We start from the raw sequence: 16,806 nt of genomic DNA, 5'->3' as shown, positions 1-16,806 counted from the left end.
CCTCGGGCGGGCGACGCGGCGGTCAGGCGCCGACGCCGGGGAGGCCGGTCTCCAGGCCGTCCAGGGCGTGCGAGCAGACACAGTCACGGTCGGCGGGCAGGCCCTCCAGGGCCTTGAAGAGCACGGTGCGCAGCCGGTCCACGTTCCGCCCGAAGACCTCCAACACCTCCGCGTGGGTGACGCCCTCGCCGGTCTCCACGCCCGCGTCCAGGTCGGTGACCAGCGCCAGCGAGGTGTAGCAGAGGCCCAACTCCCGGGCCAGCACGGCCTCCGGATGGCCCGTCATGCCGACCACCGACCAGCCGTTGGCGGTGAACCAGCGGGACTCGGCGCGGGTGGAGAAGCGCGGGCCCTCGATCACCACCAGCGTGCCGCCGTCCACCGGCTCCCAGGCGCAGCTCCGGGCGGCGGCCAGCGCCGCGGCCCGGCCGTCGGGGCAGTACGGGTCGGCCATCGAGACGTGCACCACCTCGGGGCGGCCGCCGCCGGGCAGCGGCAGTCCGTCGTAGTAGGTCTGCAGACGGCCGGCGGTGCGGTCCACGAACTGGTCCGGCACCAGCAGCGTGCCGGGCCCGTACTCGGCCCGCAGGCCGCCGGTGGCGCAGGGGCCGAGCACCTGACGGACCCCCAGGGAGTGCAGCGCCCAGAGGTTGGCCCGGTAGTCGATCCGGTGCGGCGGCAGGGTGTGGCCCCGGCCGTGGCGGGGCAGGAAGGCCACCCGGCGCCCGGCCACCTCACCGAGGAAGACCGAGTCGCTCGGAGGCCCGTACGGGGTGTCCACCACCACCTCGGTGACCTCGTCCAGCAGGGCGTAGAGCCCGGACCCGCCGATCACGCCCAGTTCGGCGCGGGCTGCACGGTCTGCGCTCTGACTCATGGTGACGGGGCTCATGGTGACGGCCTCTCAGTCGCTTCGGTCACTGGTCGAAGATCGAACTCCACTGTACGGAGGCGGGGCATGATGGCGGTGCACCACCTGCCGCCGCACCACCGAGGAGTACCCCGTGACCGACGACAGCCCGTACCGGCTCCACTCCGGTGATGCCCGCTCGCCGGTGATCCTGCACGTGCCGCACTCCTCCCGGGAGATACCCCCCGAGGTCCGCCGGGGCATCCTGCTCGACGACCCGTCCCTGGCCCTGGAGCTGGACCACATCACCGACGCCCACACCGCCGAGCTGGCCGCCACCGCCGCCGGGGCCGCCGCCCTCACCCCCTGGCGGTTCGTCAACCGGCTCTCCCGCCTGGTGGTCGACCCGGAGCGGTTCCCGGACGAGCGCGAGGAGATGCTCAAGGCCGGGATGGGCGCGGTGTACACCCGGACCACCCACGGCGAGCGGCTGCGTCCGGACGGCCATGACCAGGAACCGCTGCTGGAGCGGTACTTCCACCCGTACGCGGCCGCCCTCACCGAGGCGGTGGAGGAGCGGCTGGCGGCCACCGGCCGGGCCGTGCTGATCGACGTGCACTCCTACCCGAGCTCGGCCCTGCCGTACGAGCTGCACAGCGAGGGCCCGCGCCCGCCGGTCTGCCTGGGCACCGATCCGTTCCACACCCCCGCCGGGCTGCTGGCGGCGGCCCGCGCGTGCTTCGAGGGCTTCGGCGGCACCGGGCTGGACAGCCCGTTCGCCGGCACCTACGTGCCGCTGCGCCACTACGGGAAGGACGCCCGGGTCGGCGCGCTGATGGTGGAGATCCGCCGCGACGGCTACATGACCGAACCGGGTGGCCCGGCCGGGCCCGGGCTCGGTGCGCTGGCCACCGCCCTGGCCCGGCTGGTGGACCGGGCCTCGGCCCCGATCGCCGGCTGACCTGCCGTCAGAACGAGGCCGAGGCAGGCACGGAGGGCTCAGGCCGCGTCCGGGCCGACCTCGGCCGGGGTCAGCGGGCGGCGGGCCGGGGGCTGGGTGGAGTACTGGTCGGCGCCGACGTCGCGAGTGGTACCGCGCGGCTGGCCGTCCACGTCCTCGGTCACGGCCGGGGCGCCGGTGTAGGTGGCGGCCCCGATGGCCGGGCTGCCGGCCGTGAGGCGGTTGACCCCGTCGGTGCCGCGCTGGAGGCGCGGGTCCACCCGGCGCCAACCCGCCGACGGGACGGTGCCGTTGGCGGCGGCGCCCCAGAGGATGTTGCCCTGCCAGGTGAAGCCGGTGGTGCGGCCGAGGTTGACCAGGGTGCCGCGTTCGGCGGTCAGCAGGTTGTCGGCGATCACCACGTCCCTCGGCTCGTAGGTACGGTCCTCGCCGGAGAGGCCGCCCGCGTTCCCGGCCAGGGTGTTGTGCAGGATCAGCGCGCGGTCGCAGGCGTCGTGGCCGGTCCGCTCGGAGTCCGGCTCGCCCGCGGAGTGGTCCCGGGTGCTGCCGCTGCCGATCACCAGGGCCCGGCCGGTCAGTCCGGCCAGGTGGTTGTTGACCACCACGTGGTCGTTGCCGTAGATCCGGATGCCCTCGCCGCCGTCGAGCAGGTGGTTGCCCTCGACGGTGGAGCCGTTGCCGTGCCGGAGCACGATGCCGCCCTTGCCGTCGCGCAGGGTGTTGTACCGGACCGTGTTCCCCGAGGACTTGACCGAGACCGCCTCCGGGTCGCCGTCGCACCGCTCGAACAGGTTGTACTCGACGGTGGCGTCCGCGTCGCCCAGCGCCCGGTGGCTGACGCCCAGTCGGATCGCCTCGCCGCCGTTGGCGCCGGTGTAGCGGTGGTCGGAGAAGTGGTTGCGCAGCACGGTCAGCCGCTTCGCCACCTCGTAGCGGTCGGCGCCCGGGCCGTCCAGCACCAGGAAGACCCCGGCGGTGCTCTTGTCGTGGAAGTGGTTGCGGTCCACCTTCACGTCGTTGCCGGAGACCACCAGCCAGTGGAAACCGGTGGTGTCGGTGAGCCGGAAGTCGTTGCGGGTGAGCCGGATCCGGGAGCAGTTCTCGGGGATCTCCAGCGTGCTGCTCTGCCGGAAGGCGAAGCCGCTGACGGTGACGTTGCTCGAGTTCGCGAACTCGAAGCCCTTCGCCCCCTGCAGCACCACACCGCCGCGCGACTCGGCCGCGATGGTGATCGGCGCGGCCGGGGTGCCGTTGCGCCCGGAGATCCGGACCGGCCGGTTGGCCGGGACGGTGTAGGTGCCGTTGGCGAGGACCAGCTTGTCGCCCGGGACGGCGCGGTCGATCGCCTGCTGGAGCGCGTCCAGCGAGGTGTACGGACCGGCCGCCGCGGCGGGCAGCGTCGGCGCGAGACCGAGTGCGGTGCCCGCCACGGCGGCGGTGATGAAGGTCCGACGGTGCATCAGTTCTCCTCCGGGGTGGGGCTCTCCCAGGTGGAGGGCCCGTCGTTCCCGGTACGTCCTATCCCACGGAGATCATCGGGCGACACCCCCGGACGGCGGGGGTCAGCGCCCCGCCGTCACCGGCTCCTGCGCCTGCGCGGCGGTGGGCGCGGCGCCGCGGGGCGGCAGGTTCGCGCCCTCGATGTCCACGTCCGGGGTGATCCGGTCGAGCCACCTCGGCAGGCCCCAGGCCCGGCGGCCGAGCAGCGCCATGGCGGCCGGGACGAGGGTCATCCGGACCACGAAGGCGTCGACCAGGACGCCGAAGGCGAGCGCGAAGCCGATCGACTTGATGATCGGGTCGTGGTTGAAGACGAAGCCTCCGAAGACCGCGACCATGATCAGGGCGGCGGCGGTGACGACCCGTCCGCTCTGCGCCAGGCCCTGGGTGACCGCCCCGGCCGCGTCCTTGGTGTGCTCGTGGTGCTCGCGCATCCGGCTGACCAGGAAGACCTCGTAGTCCATCGCCAGGCCGAACAGCACACCGATCAGCAGTACCGGCAGGAAGGCCGTCACCGGACCGGCCGAGGGCACGTCCAGCACCCCGTTGAGGTGGCCCTGCTGGAACACCCAGACGGTGGCGCCGAGCGAGGCGGCGATCGAGAGCAGGAAGCCGAGCGCGGCCTTGAGCGGCACCAGCACCGAGCGGAACGCGATGGTCAGCAGGACCAGGGCGAGCAGCACGATGACGGCCACGAAGAGCGGCAGCGCGTCCGAGAGCTTCTGCGAGATGTCGATGGTTGCGGCGGTGCCGCCGGCGATGAAGAGGGTGCCGCCGGCCTTCTCGACCTCGGGGGCCAGGGCGCGCAGGCGGTGCACCATGTCGCTGGTGGCCTCGTCGTCCGGGCCGGTCCTCGGCACCACGGCGAGCACGCTCAGGCTGCCGTCGGGGCCGGCGGCCGGCGGGGCCACGGCGGCAACACCGGGGTCGGCGGCGAGCGAGCGGGCCAGGCCGGTGACGGTGGCGGGGCGCTGCTCGGCGGGCACCTCGGCGGTGTCCACGACGGCGACCAGGGTGGCGTTGAAGCCGGGGCCGAAGCCTTCGGTCAGCAGCTGGTGGCTCTTGTGCTGGGTGCTGCTGGTGGGCTGGGAGGCGTTGCTCGGCAGTCCCAGCCGCAGGTCCTTGGCGGGCAGCGCGAGGGCGACCAGGCCGACCACCCCGACCAGCAGCACGGCCAGCGGGCGACGGGTCACCAGGGTGGCCCAACGGGAGCTCCAGGACGGGGAGTTCGCGGTGCCCCCGGCCTTCTTGGACTTCGCGGGCTTCGGCTTCGGGCGCAGGCGCTCCCCCGCGAAGCTCAGCGCGGCGGGCACCAGGGTGACGGCGATCAGCACCGCGAGCAGCACGGTGACGGCGGCCGCCAGGCCCATCGCGGTGAGGAAGGGGATGCCGGTGACCGCGAGGGCGGCCAGCGCGATGATGACGGTGGCTCCGGCGAACACCACCGCGCTGCCGGCGGTGGCCGTGGCCCGGGCGATGGAGTCGTCCAACTCGGCTTCAGGGTCGGCGAGTTGCTCGCGGTGGCGGGAGATGATGAAGAGCGCGTAGTCGATCCCGACGGCCAGGCCGATCATCAGGGCGAGCACGGTGGCGGTGCTGGTGAGGTCCACGAAGCGGGAGACGAACTGAACGCCCATCACCCCGATGAGCACGCCGACGGCGGCGGTCAGCAGCGGCAGCCCGGCCGCCACCAGCGAGCCCAGGGCGAGGAACAGCACGGCGAAGGCGATCACCACGCCGACCACCTCGGCCGGGCCGCCGACCTCGGTGACCGGGGCCATCACCGAACCGCCCAGCTCCACCTGGAGCCCGGCGCCGCGCGCCTGGGTGACGGCCTCGGTGAGCGCGTCCTTGGAGCTCTGCGGCACCTGGTCGGCCGGCCGGTCGAACAGCACGTCCGCGAAGCCGATCCGGTGGTCCGGCGTGACGGTGCCGGTCTCGGCGGGCGCAGCGACGTGCACCACGCCGGGCACGGCGGCGGCCTTCTTCAGCCCCTCGGCCACCGCCTGCTGGGCGGCCGGGTCGGTCAGCGTCTGACCCTGGGGCGCGGCGAACACCACCCGGGCGGTGCCGCCGGAGGCGGTCGGGAAGCGGCGCTCCAGCAGGTCCTGGGCCTGCTGGGACTCGATGCCGGGCACGGTGAACTGGGTGCTCGGCTTGCCGTGCAGGGTGGCCCCGAGGCCTCCGACCACCGCGAGCACCAGCAGCCAGACCGCGACCACCAGCCCGCGGCGGCGTATCGCCCACCGCCCCAAGCCGTACAGGCGTGCCGCCATGCCGTCCTCCCTCTTGCCTCGCTCCGTGCCCCGTCCGGGCGCTCCGTTGCACCGTACGGCATTTTTACACTGGACTGTAATTTAACCCTTGGTGGTAATCTCCGCAGCATGACCACTGACGAGCGCCAGGACGGCCTCAGGGAACGCTCCAAGGCCCGGCGCCGCGAGGCGATCGTGCGGACGGCGCTGGAGCAGTTCGCCGCCCGGGGCTTCGACGCGACCACCATCGCCGACATCGCGAGCGCCGCCGAGATCTCGGCGCGTACGGTCACGCTCTACTTCCCGTCCAAGCTCGACCTCGCCCTGGCCCACTTCGACGGCTTCGCCGCGGAGCTCGCCGCGGGGCTGCGGGAGCGCCCCGAGGGGTGGACCATCCTGAACGCGCTGGAGCACTGGCTGCGCACCCGGTTCGCCGAGACCACCGAACTGGACCAGCTCAGCGAGCAGATGCTGGAGGCCGACCCGCGGCTCAAGGCGATCGCCAACTCCCGTCTGGCGGAGGTGATCCAGGAGGGCACCCGGCTCTTCGCCGAGGAGACCGGCAGCGCCCCGGACGACTTCGCTCCCCGGATGGCGGCGGCCGCGGCGGCGGGCATCATCTCGGAGCTCTGCTACAGCCCCGAGCAGGAGAACATCGAGGCCGCCATCACCTTCCTCCGCGCGGGCGTCGCCACCCTCGGCTAGTGCCGGGCCCGTGGACTGCCCGGAGGGCAGTCAGGGGCGCGGGGAACTGCGCGCTGCGGAAGGTACGGACCCGTGTGCCGGGTACGGGCGCTCACTTGCAACTGGTTGTCCGTACCCGGCACACGGGTCTCTGTCTTCCGATTCGCGCAGTTCCTCGCGCCCCTGACTGCCCTGCGGGCAGTCCACGCGCGCTGCGGGCGTACAGTTGCCGTCCCCGGACGGGGCGGGTGAGCAGAAGGACGGGCGAGACGTGAGCAGAGCGGTGGGCCACCGGACCCTGCGGTGGCGCGGGGGGCCGCCGGACGGCGCGGAGGCCGCGGTGCTGGTGCTGCACGGCGGCAAGGAGTTCAGCGAGGACCGGCCCGGCCCGGTGAACCTGCCGGCGCTGCGGATGGCCGGATTCGCCCGCGCGGTGGCCAAGGTGACGGCGGGTCAGCGGATCGCCCTCGGCGCCGTCCGCTACCGCTACCGGGGCTGGAACGGCGACCACGCCGACGCCGCGCGCGACGCGGACGCCGCCCTGAGCGACCTCGCCGAGGCGCTCGGCCCCGTGCCGACCGTGCTGATCGGCCACTCGATGGGCGGCCGCGCGGCGATCCGCGCGGCCGGCCACCCCTGCGTGGCGGGCGTGGTGGCGCTGGCCCCGTGGTGCCCGCCCGAGGAGCCGGTCGGCCAGCTCAAGGACCGCACCCTGCTCACCCTGCACGGCGACCGGGACACCGTCACCGACCCCGCCGCCACCCGGCTGCTCGCCACCCGCGCCCGCGAGGCCGGCGCCAGGGTCGCGGGCTTCACCGTGCACGGCTCGGGCCACGCCCTGATGCAGCGGCTCGGCGACTGGCACCGCACCACCGCCGACCTCACGGCCGCGCTCCTCGGGCTGCACCCCTTCCCCGCCGAGGTCACCGCCGCGCTCGCCCTGGCCGACGGCCAACCCGGCGGCCTGGAGCTCACCTTGGCGTGACCGCGCCTCCCCTCGACGGGCGGCGGCGACTCACCCGGCGCCGCAAATGCCTGTCGTGTTCGCGAAAAAGTATGAGTAGGGTGAGGCCCGTGCGCAGTGGATCTTCACCGATCCACCACGTACGCATGTCATTTCGGCGGCCCGGGGGGAGAACCGTCGCCGGAACGGGGGTCTCGCTCTGCCGTGCCCGCATTCTGACGTTCCTTCCTCCCGCCGCTGCCCTCGAACGGAGAAAGGGACATCCCTTTGCGTCACAGACCAGGGTTGTTCAGCCCCGGATCCCTGCGGTCCGGCTTCCTGGCCCCCGCCGTCACGGCCGTCGTCACCATGGCGGTCCTCGGCGGCGCGGCCGTCCTTCCGCAGGTCCTGAACCGGATCTCGCCGGCCGGCAACGACTACGGCTGGTACACCGACACCGCCGCCGAGCAGCTGCGGCAGGACCAGTGCCTGATGGCCGACGTGCTGCGGCTCGGTGGGCCCGCCATGGCGGCCACCGCGCAGGACGGGCTCAACCAACCCGCCGACAAGCTGCACCTGCTGGCGGACCGTCAGCACTGGCAGACCACCCCGCTCTCACAGGCGTACGCGCAGGACAAGGCCGCCGCCGACAAGGAGCTGGCCGACCTCTACGCGCTCCGGGACAGCTGGACCAAGCCGCTGTACGGGCTGGCCACCCCGGCCGGCATCAACGACTGGACCTTCCACAAGCCGCCCGGCATCAGCGAGGGCCAGGACTTCCAGACCCAGACCGGTCTGACCTCCTGGATCGCGGACCGGTACTGGAAGAGCGAGGGCGACTTCTACGCGGACCCGACCCCGAAGGCCGACGAGAAGACCCGCAAGGCCGTCACCGACCTCGGCACCCCGCTCTACGGCAAGTCCCCCGACCCGTCGACCAGCACCGACTGGTACCGCGACGGCGCGGAGCACGACGGCTTCGACTGGCTGCGGAGCAACTCCTCCGAGCCGATGGGCGCGGACAACGCCCGGATCTTCCTCGGCTCCGGCGGCTTCCCCCGCACCGCGCCCGCACCGGGCACGGCGGAGTACCGGATCGCGGTCGAGGACCTCAAGACCCGGTTCTCCACCTGCGCCTGGCGCGACCCGATCGACCCGGGCAAGGTCCTCGACGCGGCCTCGGCGACCGCCGCCGCCGAGTGGCAGCAGGAGGTCTCCTCCCAGGCCGCCCAGCGCAACCAGGTGGTGAACTCCGCCAAGGACGCCACCAAGGCGCTCACCCTCGGCGCCGAGTCGCTCGGCCAGATGCTGGGGCACTCCTGGGTCGCCGACCACGTGACCCGCTGGCAGGACTTCTGGTCCGCGGGCGGGATCGGCTGGATCGGCGAAGCCAACGCCACCGTGGAGCTGACCGCCGCCAAGGGCAAGTGCCTGGACGTCCAGGGCGGCGCGACCGCCGACGGCACCCCGGTGCAGGTCTACACCTGCAACGGCTCGGGCGCGCAGAGCTGGCGGGTGTGGGGCGACGACCACGGCCTGTACCTGCGCAACGTCAGCACCATGAAGTGCCTGGAGGCGGCCGGCAACGGCAAGGCCGACGGCACCAAGCTCCAGATCGCCACCTGCAACAGCGGCCCGGCCCAGGTCTGGGCGTACAACGTCCGCGCCACCACCGCGCTGAAGCACGTGAGTTCGGGCAAGTGCCTCAACTTCCCGACCTACGACCTCGGCAAGGACGCGCTGCTGGCCACCTGCAACGGGGCCGGTCCGCAGCAGCTCACCATCAAGCCCTCCGGGCACACCGGCGAGGTCCAGCCGAAGGCCCACTTCGACCAGGCCGCCAAGGGCCTGACGGACGCTCAGGCCGGGGCCAAGAAGCAGCTCGCCGCGCTCAAGCAGCAGGCCGCCGCCGCGAAGACCGCGGCCGCCGCCTCCGACGCGGCCGTGCAGGCCGCGTACGCGATCGCCGACAAGAACGGGGCGCCGCGCGGCCGCGGTCTGCTGGTGGGTCTGCAGAAGGCCCAGGTCACCAAGGGTGTCTCCGCCGCGCTCGACGCGATGGTGAAGGCCGGCGAGACCGCCGAGGCCGCCACCCGGGCCGCCGCCGGCGACGGCGAGACGATCGCGCAGCGCGCGCTCGCCCAGGCCGCCCAGTCGAAGGCGGAGTTCCGCAAGGAGGCCGCGCGCACGGCCGAGCTGCAGGCGCAGGCCGCCGCCGAGGCGGCCAAGCTGCACCGCGACAACGCCAAGAAGGAGAAGGAGGCCGCCGAGGCCAAGCTCACCGAGGCGCTGAAGGCCGAGGGTGACGCCAAGGCGGCCGCCGCCGACGCGCACGCCAAGCGCCTGGCCGCCGAGGCCGAGGAGGCCAAGGCGAAGGCGGAGAAGGACACCGCCGCCGCCAAGCAGACCGAAGCGGCGCAGCACAAGAGGAACGCCGAGGCGGAGGCCGTCCGGGCCGACGACGCCAGGAAGTCGGCGGAGGCCTCCGAGGCCACCGCGGTCGGGAAGAAGAACGACGCGGTCCGGGCCCGCGACAACGCCAAGGCCAAGCGGGACGACGCGTGGGAGGCCGAGCAGCAGTCCAACGCCGCCCGGGCCAAGGCCGACGCGAAGGAGGCGTACGCCCAGGCCCACGAGGCCGACGGCTTCGCCCAGGAGTCCCGGGCGGCCGCTGACGACGCGTCAGCGGCAGCCGACCGCGCCGAAGCCGCCGCGGGACGGGCGCGCGGCGAGGCCGACGCGGCCGGCCGGGCGGCGGCCGAGGCAGACGCCGCGGCCACCCGCGCCGAGGCGGCCGCCAAGCGGGCCCGCTCCGACGCGGACGCCGCCCAGGCGGCGAAGCTCAAGGCCGACGCCGCGATGCGGACCGCCACCAGCGCGGCCGCCGAGGCCCTGAACGCCAGCGACCGGGCCGCGGCCGAGTCCCGCGCCGCGGTCGCGATGGCCGACGAGGCCGGACGCAAGGCGAAGGAGGCGATGGCCCACGCGGACGTCGCCGACAAGGAGGCGGCCAACGCCCGGGCCGCGTCGGCGAAGGCCACCGGCTACGCCTACGTCACCGCCCAGGCGGCCGTGGACGCCGGAGCCGCGGCGAGCCAGGTGGCCAAGCCCGCCAACGACGCGATCCAGCTCGGCTCCCCGTACGTCACCACCGACGCCACCGCGGGTCTGGTGGTGCTGACCGGGCAGTCCTCGAAGACGATCGCCGAGCAGCAGAAGGCCGTCGCGGCCGCGCACGCCTCGAACGCGCAGCAGGAGGCGGCCACCGCCAAGGCGCTCGCGGACGCGGCCACCGGCGACGCCAAGGCGGCGTACCAGCACGCGGCCAACGCGGCCGGCTTCGCGGCGCAGGCCCGGGGTTACGCCAAGGAGGCGCTGGGCTACGCCGCCGACGCCGCCGCGGCTGCGTCCAAGGCCGCCGCCTCGCTGGCCCGCACCACCGAGTACGACCGCCAGGCCGCCGAGGACGCGGCCGCCGCCGACAAGGCCGCCGGACGGGCCGAGGGGTACGCCCGCGACGCCCGCGCCTCCGCCGACCAGGCCGCCCTCGACGCCGAGGGTGCCCGGCAGGCGGCTGCCCGGGCCGAGCAGTCCGCCAAGGACGCCCGGGCCGCGGCCGACCGTGCCGACGCGGCGGCCACCGAGGCCGAGCAGGCCGCGAAGGACGCGCTCAAGTACGCCCAGGAGGCCCAGGAGGCGGCCGACCGGGCCGCGACCAAGGCGAAGAACGACCAGCTCGCGACCGGTGCCACCAGTGGCACCGCCAACCTCTTCTACGTCCTCCTCCGGATGGAGCCGATCGGCGATCCGGAGATCACGGACCAGAAGAACTGCAACCCGATCCTCCACATCGGCGACTGCGTCATCACCGCGGTCATCCACTTCGACGCCTACGTGGACCTCTACCTGTGCACCGCCGAGGGCGTGCCGGCCACCCAGTCCGGCTGCCCGAGGGACGCCACGGTCTACCTCGGCCCGGCGACCCTGCCGAACCAGAAGCAGGACGTCGTCCGCGCCCTGACGATGGTGGAGTTCAACTCCGGCATCGACCCGGTGAAGATCATCTTCGGTGACTTCATCGAGTGCGCCCACCTCGTTCCCGGTGGGGAGAAGGGGAGTTGGGGTGCGTGCGCCTGGGCCGCGACCTGGTTCATCCCCGGCAAGGCGTTCAAGGCGATCGGGGACGCGCTGCACGCGGTCAACGCCGCGCTGCACACCGGCGTCGGCGTCCGGGACGCGTTCCTCGCCCTGCGGGCCCTGGACCTCGACGCGGCGACCCTCGCCCGGGTCGAGGGGACCGTCCACGCCTACGAGGACGTCTTCGTCGCCTGTGAGCGGAACAGCTTCCCGGGCGACACCGGCGTCCTGATGGCGGACGGCTCGCACCGCGCGATCAGCGAGGTCCGGGTCGGTGACCGGGTCCTGGCCACCGACGCCCGGACCGGGGCCCTCCGGGCCCAGGCCGTGACGAAGACCTTCCGGCACGACACCGAGCGCCTGACGGACCTCTCGCTGGACGGCGGGCAGCTCACCAGCACGGTCGGGCACCGCTTCTTCGTGATCGGCCGAGGCTGGACCACCGTCGCCGAGCTCCAGGTCGGCGACCGCCTCCGCACCCCGGAGGGTACGGAGCAGACCGTCACCGCCCTGCGCGAGCGGGCCGGTCTGACGCCCCGTGAGGTGTTCGACCTCACCGTCGACGGTCTGCACACCTTCTACGTCAGCCCGCGCGGTGAGCGGACCGGGGACGTCCTGGTCCACAACTGCACCGACCTCGTCGCCGACGAGGGCAAGTACGGGGCACACACGCTCCAGGACCACCTCCGCAAGAGCGCCGCTCAGATGCAGGCCAAGGCCGAGAAGGACGGCATCGCCGGAAAGTGGACCGACGAGGCGACGGCGGCCCGTGCCGTCAAGCAGGCGATCGAGGATTGGATCAAGGTCGACACCAACGCGGCCCGCTTCGCGGGGTGGCAGGACGAGCAGGCCCAGCGGATCGGCCGCAACAAGGGCTTCTTGGCCGAGCGGGACTGCCTCTCCTTCGAATGGACCCTCCACAACGAGGGCTCGCTCGGCCAGGTCTGGCGCAAGGGTGGAGAGGCCACGGCACCGGAAGCCGCGAGCAACAAGATCCGGGTCGTGCTGAACTACGTGCCCAAGAAGATGCCCGACGGCTCGGTGCCGCACAATCCGAGCAGGTACGTCGTCTTCACCTCGTTCCCGCTCCCGCAGTGACCAGCAGATGACCGACGGAACGGGCACTCCTCACACCGAGGGGTGCCCGTTCCACTCAGGAGGGACGATGGCCCGCGTGCGCGAGGTCCACTACTACGACCACCCGGCCGACTTCGGGCTCAGCGGCCTGACCGGCACGCTGTGCTCCCGGGCGGCGCTCCGGCTCGACGGGCCGGTGGTGCTCGTCCTGGCCACGGCGGAGGAGGACGCCGTGCTGGGCCATGACGCCCGGCTGCTGGTCGGCTCCGCGCTGCCGGACGAAGTGCTTCGCGCCGTCTGGCTGGCCGCCGTCCGGCGGTGCTTCGACCCGGCCGCCGAGGGCACGGACGTCCGGGCCTGGCTGCACCGGATCGCGGAACGGTGCCCGCCGTACCCGCCGGAGCGGGGCCCGTACGAGGAGAAGGCCCTCGACGCGGTACGGCCACAGGTCCCGGAGGCGACGCTGCGCGGGACGGTGGCGGCGGAGATCGAGGCGGCGGAGGGCCTTCAACCTGCCGTCGCCGTACCGGACATCGTCCCGGCGCTGCTGCGGGTGGTGCGCGAGGTGGACGCCGATCTCGGGTTCCGCCTGTTCCTCCGGGCCGCCAAGGCGTACTCCGTACCGGTCGGGGCGGAGCAGTACGCCCGGCTGCTGGCTCTCGGTGACTCGCTCGCCTACCCCGTCGCCGCCGTCTGCGCGGAGCTGAACGTCCGCTGGCCCCCGATCGACTCCGGCCGGCGCGACTTCGGGCTCGGCCGGTTCGGGCTGCCGATGCTCGCCGCCGTGTTCCGGGGGTCGCACTGGCGGCACCTGGGCACCGTGCGGGAGAACATCCGGACAGTCACCGACCAGGGCCTGGGCGAGGTGCCCGGCTCGCACGCCGCCGTGCTGCTGGAGGACGTGCGGCGGCTGCTGGACTCGGCGCTGTCCGACCGGGAGCTCACCACGCTGTGGCTGACGGCCTCTCAACGGCGGTCCGACCCCGAGGAGTTCGACGCCGACGTGCGGGCCTGGCTGGAGGAGGTCGCCCGGGTCTGCCGCGAGCGCCTGGCGGAGGTCGACCCCTGCTACCTGCCCTCGGTCTCCCCCGCCCGCACCGGCCTCGCCGGACCCGTGCTCCGGGAGGTCCGGGAGGCCGGGCTGGGCGGTCCGGAGGAGGCGGCGCTCGCGGCCCTGGTCACCGAGGTCGACCCCGACCTGGGCTTCCGTCTCCTCCTCCAGACACTCGGCGCCCGCGAGGTCCCCGTCACCGAGGACCGGCGGGGCCGCTTCCGGTCACTCGCCGAGGAGTTCCGCTACGGCGCGGACCACGTCGACGAGGTCCTTCCCGCCTGACCGGCCGTCAGCCCCCGAGGCGGAACGACCGGAGGAAGTCCCGGCCCGGGGAGCCCAGGCCGGTGGCGGTGTCGTAGCCGCGGGCGGCCGAGAGGCCGTAGTCCGCGCCTATCCGGTAGAGGCGGATCTTCAGGGCGCCGTTCACCGTGCCGAGGTCGACCACGTTGCCCCGCTTGGAGTGGTTGGCCGTGTCGTCGACGTCGTTGAAGACCCCGCGCCCGGCCCGGTCGTAGAGCGCCGGGTTGGCGAAGCCGAGGGCACGGCCGCCGCGGGCCTGGACGGCGTCGGCGAGCATCGCGACCGCCTCCGGCGCCGAGACCGAGGTGCCGCCGTAGCCGCCCTCGCTGTACGCGCCGTCGGCGGTGTAGCCGACCAGGGTGGCGGCGACCAGGTCACCGCTCATGGCGAGGTCCGGGGTGGCGCGCAGCGGGGTGGCGGAGTGGGTGCCGTCGGCCGCGGTGGTGGAGATCCGGTCGGGGACCACGCCCTTCTGGTACCAGGGCTGGGCGAAGTCCTTGGAGACACCGCCACCGCCGCCGAAGTAGAAGGCGCCCGGGAACGGGGTCCAGGACTTCTGGTCGGCCGAGAGCACCGAGCGCTTGTCCCCCATCGAGACCTCGTCGCCGTACCGGCCGTCCCCGTCCCGGAGTTGGAGCGCGGTGCCGCCGACCGAGGTGACCCACGGGGAGGAGGACGGCCAGTCCGTCTGGGCCTGGTTGGTCGCCGCCTCGCAGTTGACGCCGGTGGCGGCGGCGCCGGGCGAGCTGTCCCCGCAGTCGCCGGAGGAGAAGGCGAAGCCGATGCCGGTCACGGCGCCGAGCTGGAAGACGTGGTTGTCCGCGGCCACCACGGCGGGGTCGATGTCGCCGCCGGTGGCGTGCATGATCTCGCCCCAGGAGTTGGAGACCACGTCGGCCAGGTGCTCGTCGACGACCTTGGCCATCGCGTCGTACAGGTCCTCGTCGTAGCAGGAGTTGCCGCCGACGTAGACCACCTGGGCGTCGGGGGCGAGGCCGTGGACCATCTCCACGTCCAGCGCCTCCTCGCCGGCCCAGCCGTCGGCGCCGCCGCACTCGTCCTGGTGGGTCCACTGCGCCGGGGTGACGTGCTCGGTGTACTGGCCGGGCGCGAACGGCCGGTCGCCGTGCAGGGTGGAGAAGTGGTTCGCGTCCTGCTCCATGGTGGGCAGGCCGTACGCGTCGATGACGGCGACCCGGGCGCCCTTGCCGGTGGCCTTGGCGCCGGTCACCCCGTAGGCGGTGCGGAGCTGGGCGGGGACGTAGGCGCAGGGGGCGAAGGGCTCGTTCTTCTCGTAGCCCTCGGGGGCGCCCTTGGCGGTCTTGGAGCCGTAGCCGTCCTCGGAGCAGGTCGGCACGGTCGGCAGCGTGGCCGGGGGCTTCTTGTCCGGCGCGGCCAAACCCTCGGCGGCGGAGCGCCGTTCGGCCTCACGGACGGAGACCGCGTGCGAGACGTTGACGTGGATCGCGTCGGCCAGGCCGGAGACGCCGAGGACGGCGCCGGCCACCGGGGCGGGCAGCTGGGCGTCCCGGGCCGGGGCGCGGTGGGTGCCGTCCGCGGTGCGGTAGCTGCGGAAGTCGGTGCCGAAGGCCTTGGCGAACGCGCCGGTCGGGCCCGTCACCTGGACGTAGTGCGCGGTGACGGAGGAGACGGTGAGGCCCGCGCCGGTCACCCAGGAGGTGACGGCCGCGACCTGCTGCGGGGTGGCGCCGAACCGGCCACGCACCTGATCGGCCGTCAGGTACTGGCCGTAGGCGGGCGATCCGGGGTCGGAGACGGCCTGGGCGAGCGCCGCCAGGCCGGTCGCGTCCCGGCCGGCCAGGTAGATCCGGGCGCTCGCGGGCGCGGCGGCGTCCACGGCGCCGAGGTCGGCCTGCGGGGTGGCCCAGGCGGGGTGGCTGCCGCTCAGGGTCCTGGCGCCCTCGCCGGCGGGCGTGGCGGAGGCGGGTGCGGCCGCGCCCATGGTCGCCAGGACCAGGGCGGCTGCGGTCGCTATCGCGGCGGTGGCCGTGGCGGTGGCCGGGCCGACGCTCTTGGAAAGCTGCTTCCGTGCGGTGGGCACGTCGGCTCCCCTCTCGGTTCGACGGAGTGTCAACTGCCCCTCGTGGAGGCGTGACGGAGCGCGCCGCGGCGGAGACCTCCCGCGCGGCGGCATCGGTGGTGACTGTGCGGAAGCTGTCTATTCGGACCGGCGTGCGCGGCTCAAGAGCGGGCCGCCAAGTTTTGCCCGGCCATGACCGGATCGAGGGGATCACCTGCCCGTGGGACCCGGAACGGCGGGCTCCGGAACTTCTGCCGCGACCGGCGGCACAGCGGACACGTTCTGACCTAGTTCCGGCCTACCTTTGGTCCTGTCGACGGAACGACCGACCAGAACGACGAAGACGAAGACGGAGAGCCACCATGACCACCAACCTCCAGGCCCCGACCACCGCCCCGGCCCTCGACGGGGAGCGCGCCGACCTGCTGGAGCAGCTCGGCAAGTCGCGGTTCTTCCTCCGCTTCACCGCCAACGAACTGACGGACCGGCAGGCCGCGCACCGATCGACGGTCAGCGGGCTGACCGTCGGCGGGCTGATCAAGCACGTCGCGAGCGTGGAGAAGACCTGGGTGAACTTCATCCTGGAGGGTCCGTCCGCGATGCCGGACTTCTCCGCGATGACCGCGGAGGACTTCGCGGCGCGGGAGGGCGAGTTCCGCATGCAGGAGGGCGAGACCCTGGAGGGCGTCCTGGCCGCGTACGCCGAGGTGGCCGCCCGGACCGACGAGCTGGTGGCCACCCTGCCCGACCTGAACGTGGCCCACCCGCTGCCGAAGGCGCCGTGGTTCGACGGCGACGCCAAGTGGTCGGCCCGCCGGGTACTGATGCACGTCATCGCCGAGACCTCGCAGCACGCCGGCCACGCCGACATCGTCCGCGAGGCGATCGACGGCGCCAAGAGCATGGGCTGACGCCCCCTCGCGTCTCCAGGTCGGCCGGCGCCCCCGGCAGCGGTGCGGACTCCCCCGCTCCGCTGTCGGGGGCGCTGGTTAGGGTGGCCGCAT

General features: G+C 73.7%; 10 protein-coding genes. 6 read left to right on the top strand and 4 right to left on the bottom strand.

Annotation, left to right across the window (positions count from 1 at the left end):
* Positions 1–22 precede the first annotated feature (22 nt).
* Entirely contained in the window at positions 23–877 is an 855-nt protein-coding gene (locus ACZ6ZR_RS01030; protein WP_465638032.1) for an S-methyl-5'-thioadenosine phosphorylase, read from the bottom strand.
* 127 nt (positions 878–1,004) lie between these two features.
* Between ACZ6ZR_RS01030 and ACZ6ZR_RS01025 the strand changes: the two genes are divergently transcribed.
* Entirely contained in the window at positions 1,005–1,811 is an 807-nt protein-coding gene (locus ACZ6ZR_RS01025) for an N-formylglutamate amidohydrolase (RefSeq protein WP_465638030.1), read from the top strand.
* A 38-nt stretch (positions 1,812–1,849) separates the two neighbouring features.
* Here ACZ6ZR_RS01025 and ACZ6ZR_RS01020 read toward each other — a convergent pair whose 3' ends face one another.
* Together ACZ6ZR_RS01020 and ACZ6ZR_RS01015 are read right to left on the bottom strand one after the other, a co-directional pair.
* Complete coding sequence (locus ACZ6ZR_RS01020; RefSeq protein ID WP_465638028.1) at positions 1,850–3,271, bottom strand: chondroitinase-B domain-containing protein; 1,422 nt, start codon at positions 3,269–3,271, stop codon at positions 1,850–1,852.
* A 102-nt stretch (positions 3,272–3,373) separates the two neighbouring features.
* Positions 3,374–5,587 (bottom strand): MMPL family transporter, encoded by a 2,214-nt coding sequence (locus ACZ6ZR_RS01015; protein ID WP_465638026.1) that lies wholly within the window; start codon positions 5,585–5,587, stop codon positions 3,374–3,376.
* 108 nt (positions 5,588–5,695) lie between these two features.
* On the opposite strand from ACZ6ZR_RS01015, the gene ACZ6ZR_RS01010 reads away from it, so the two are divergent.
* From ACZ6ZR_RS01010 to ACZ6ZR_RS00995, 4 genes are all read left to right on the top strand, one after another.
* Positions 5,696–6,271: a TetR/AcrR family transcriptional regulator gene (locus ACZ6ZR_RS01010; RefSeq protein WP_465638024.1), complete on the top strand. Its 576-nt coding sequence runs from the start codon at positions 5,696–5,698 to the stop codon at positions 6,269–6,271.
* Between the two features lie 250 nt (positions 6,272–6,521).
* The gene (locus ACZ6ZR_RS01005) at positions 6,522–7,235 is read left to right on the top strand and encodes an alpha/beta hydrolase (RefSeq protein WP_465638022.1); all 714 of its coding nucleotides are present in this window, start codon (positions 6,522–6,524) and stop codon (positions 7,233–7,235) included.
* Positions 7,236–7,562: 327 nt separating this feature from the next.
* Positions 7,563–12,428, top strand: a complete 4,866-nt coding sequence (locus ACZ6ZR_RS01000) for a ricin-type beta-trefoil lectin domain protein (RefSeq protein ID WP_465638482.1) — start codon at positions 7,563–7,565, stop codon at positions 12,426–12,428.
* Between the two features lie 67 nt (positions 12,429–12,495).
* Complete coding sequence (locus ACZ6ZR_RS00995) at positions 12,496–13,743, top strand: hypothetical protein (RefSeq protein WP_465638021.1); 1,248 nt, start codon at positions 12,496–12,498, stop codon at positions 13,741–13,743.
* Positions 13,744–13,750: 7 nt separating this feature from the next.
* On the opposite strand, the gene ACZ6ZR_RS00990 is transcribed toward ACZ6ZR_RS00995, so the two are convergent.
* Positions 13,751–15,823, bottom strand: a complete 2,073-nt coding sequence (locus ACZ6ZR_RS00990; protein WP_465638020.1) for a S53 family peptidase — start codon at positions 15,821–15,823, stop codon at positions 13,751–13,753.
* 341 nt (positions 15,824–16,164) lie between these two features.
* Between ACZ6ZR_RS00990 and ACZ6ZR_RS00985 the strand changes: the two genes are divergently transcribed.
* The gene (locus ACZ6ZR_RS00985; protein ID WP_465638018.1) at positions 16,165–16,713 is read left to right on the top strand and encodes a DinB family protein; all 549 of its coding nucleotides are present in this window, start codon (positions 16,165–16,167) and stop codon (positions 16,711–16,713) included.
* The last annotated feature ends 93 nt before the right edge of the window (positions 16,714–16,806 follow it).

Source organism: Kitasatospora sp. NPDC088742, from assembly GCF_055584905.1.
Note: the sequence above shows the minus strand (reverse complement) of the source record. Positions and strands in the feature narration are given on the sequence as shown.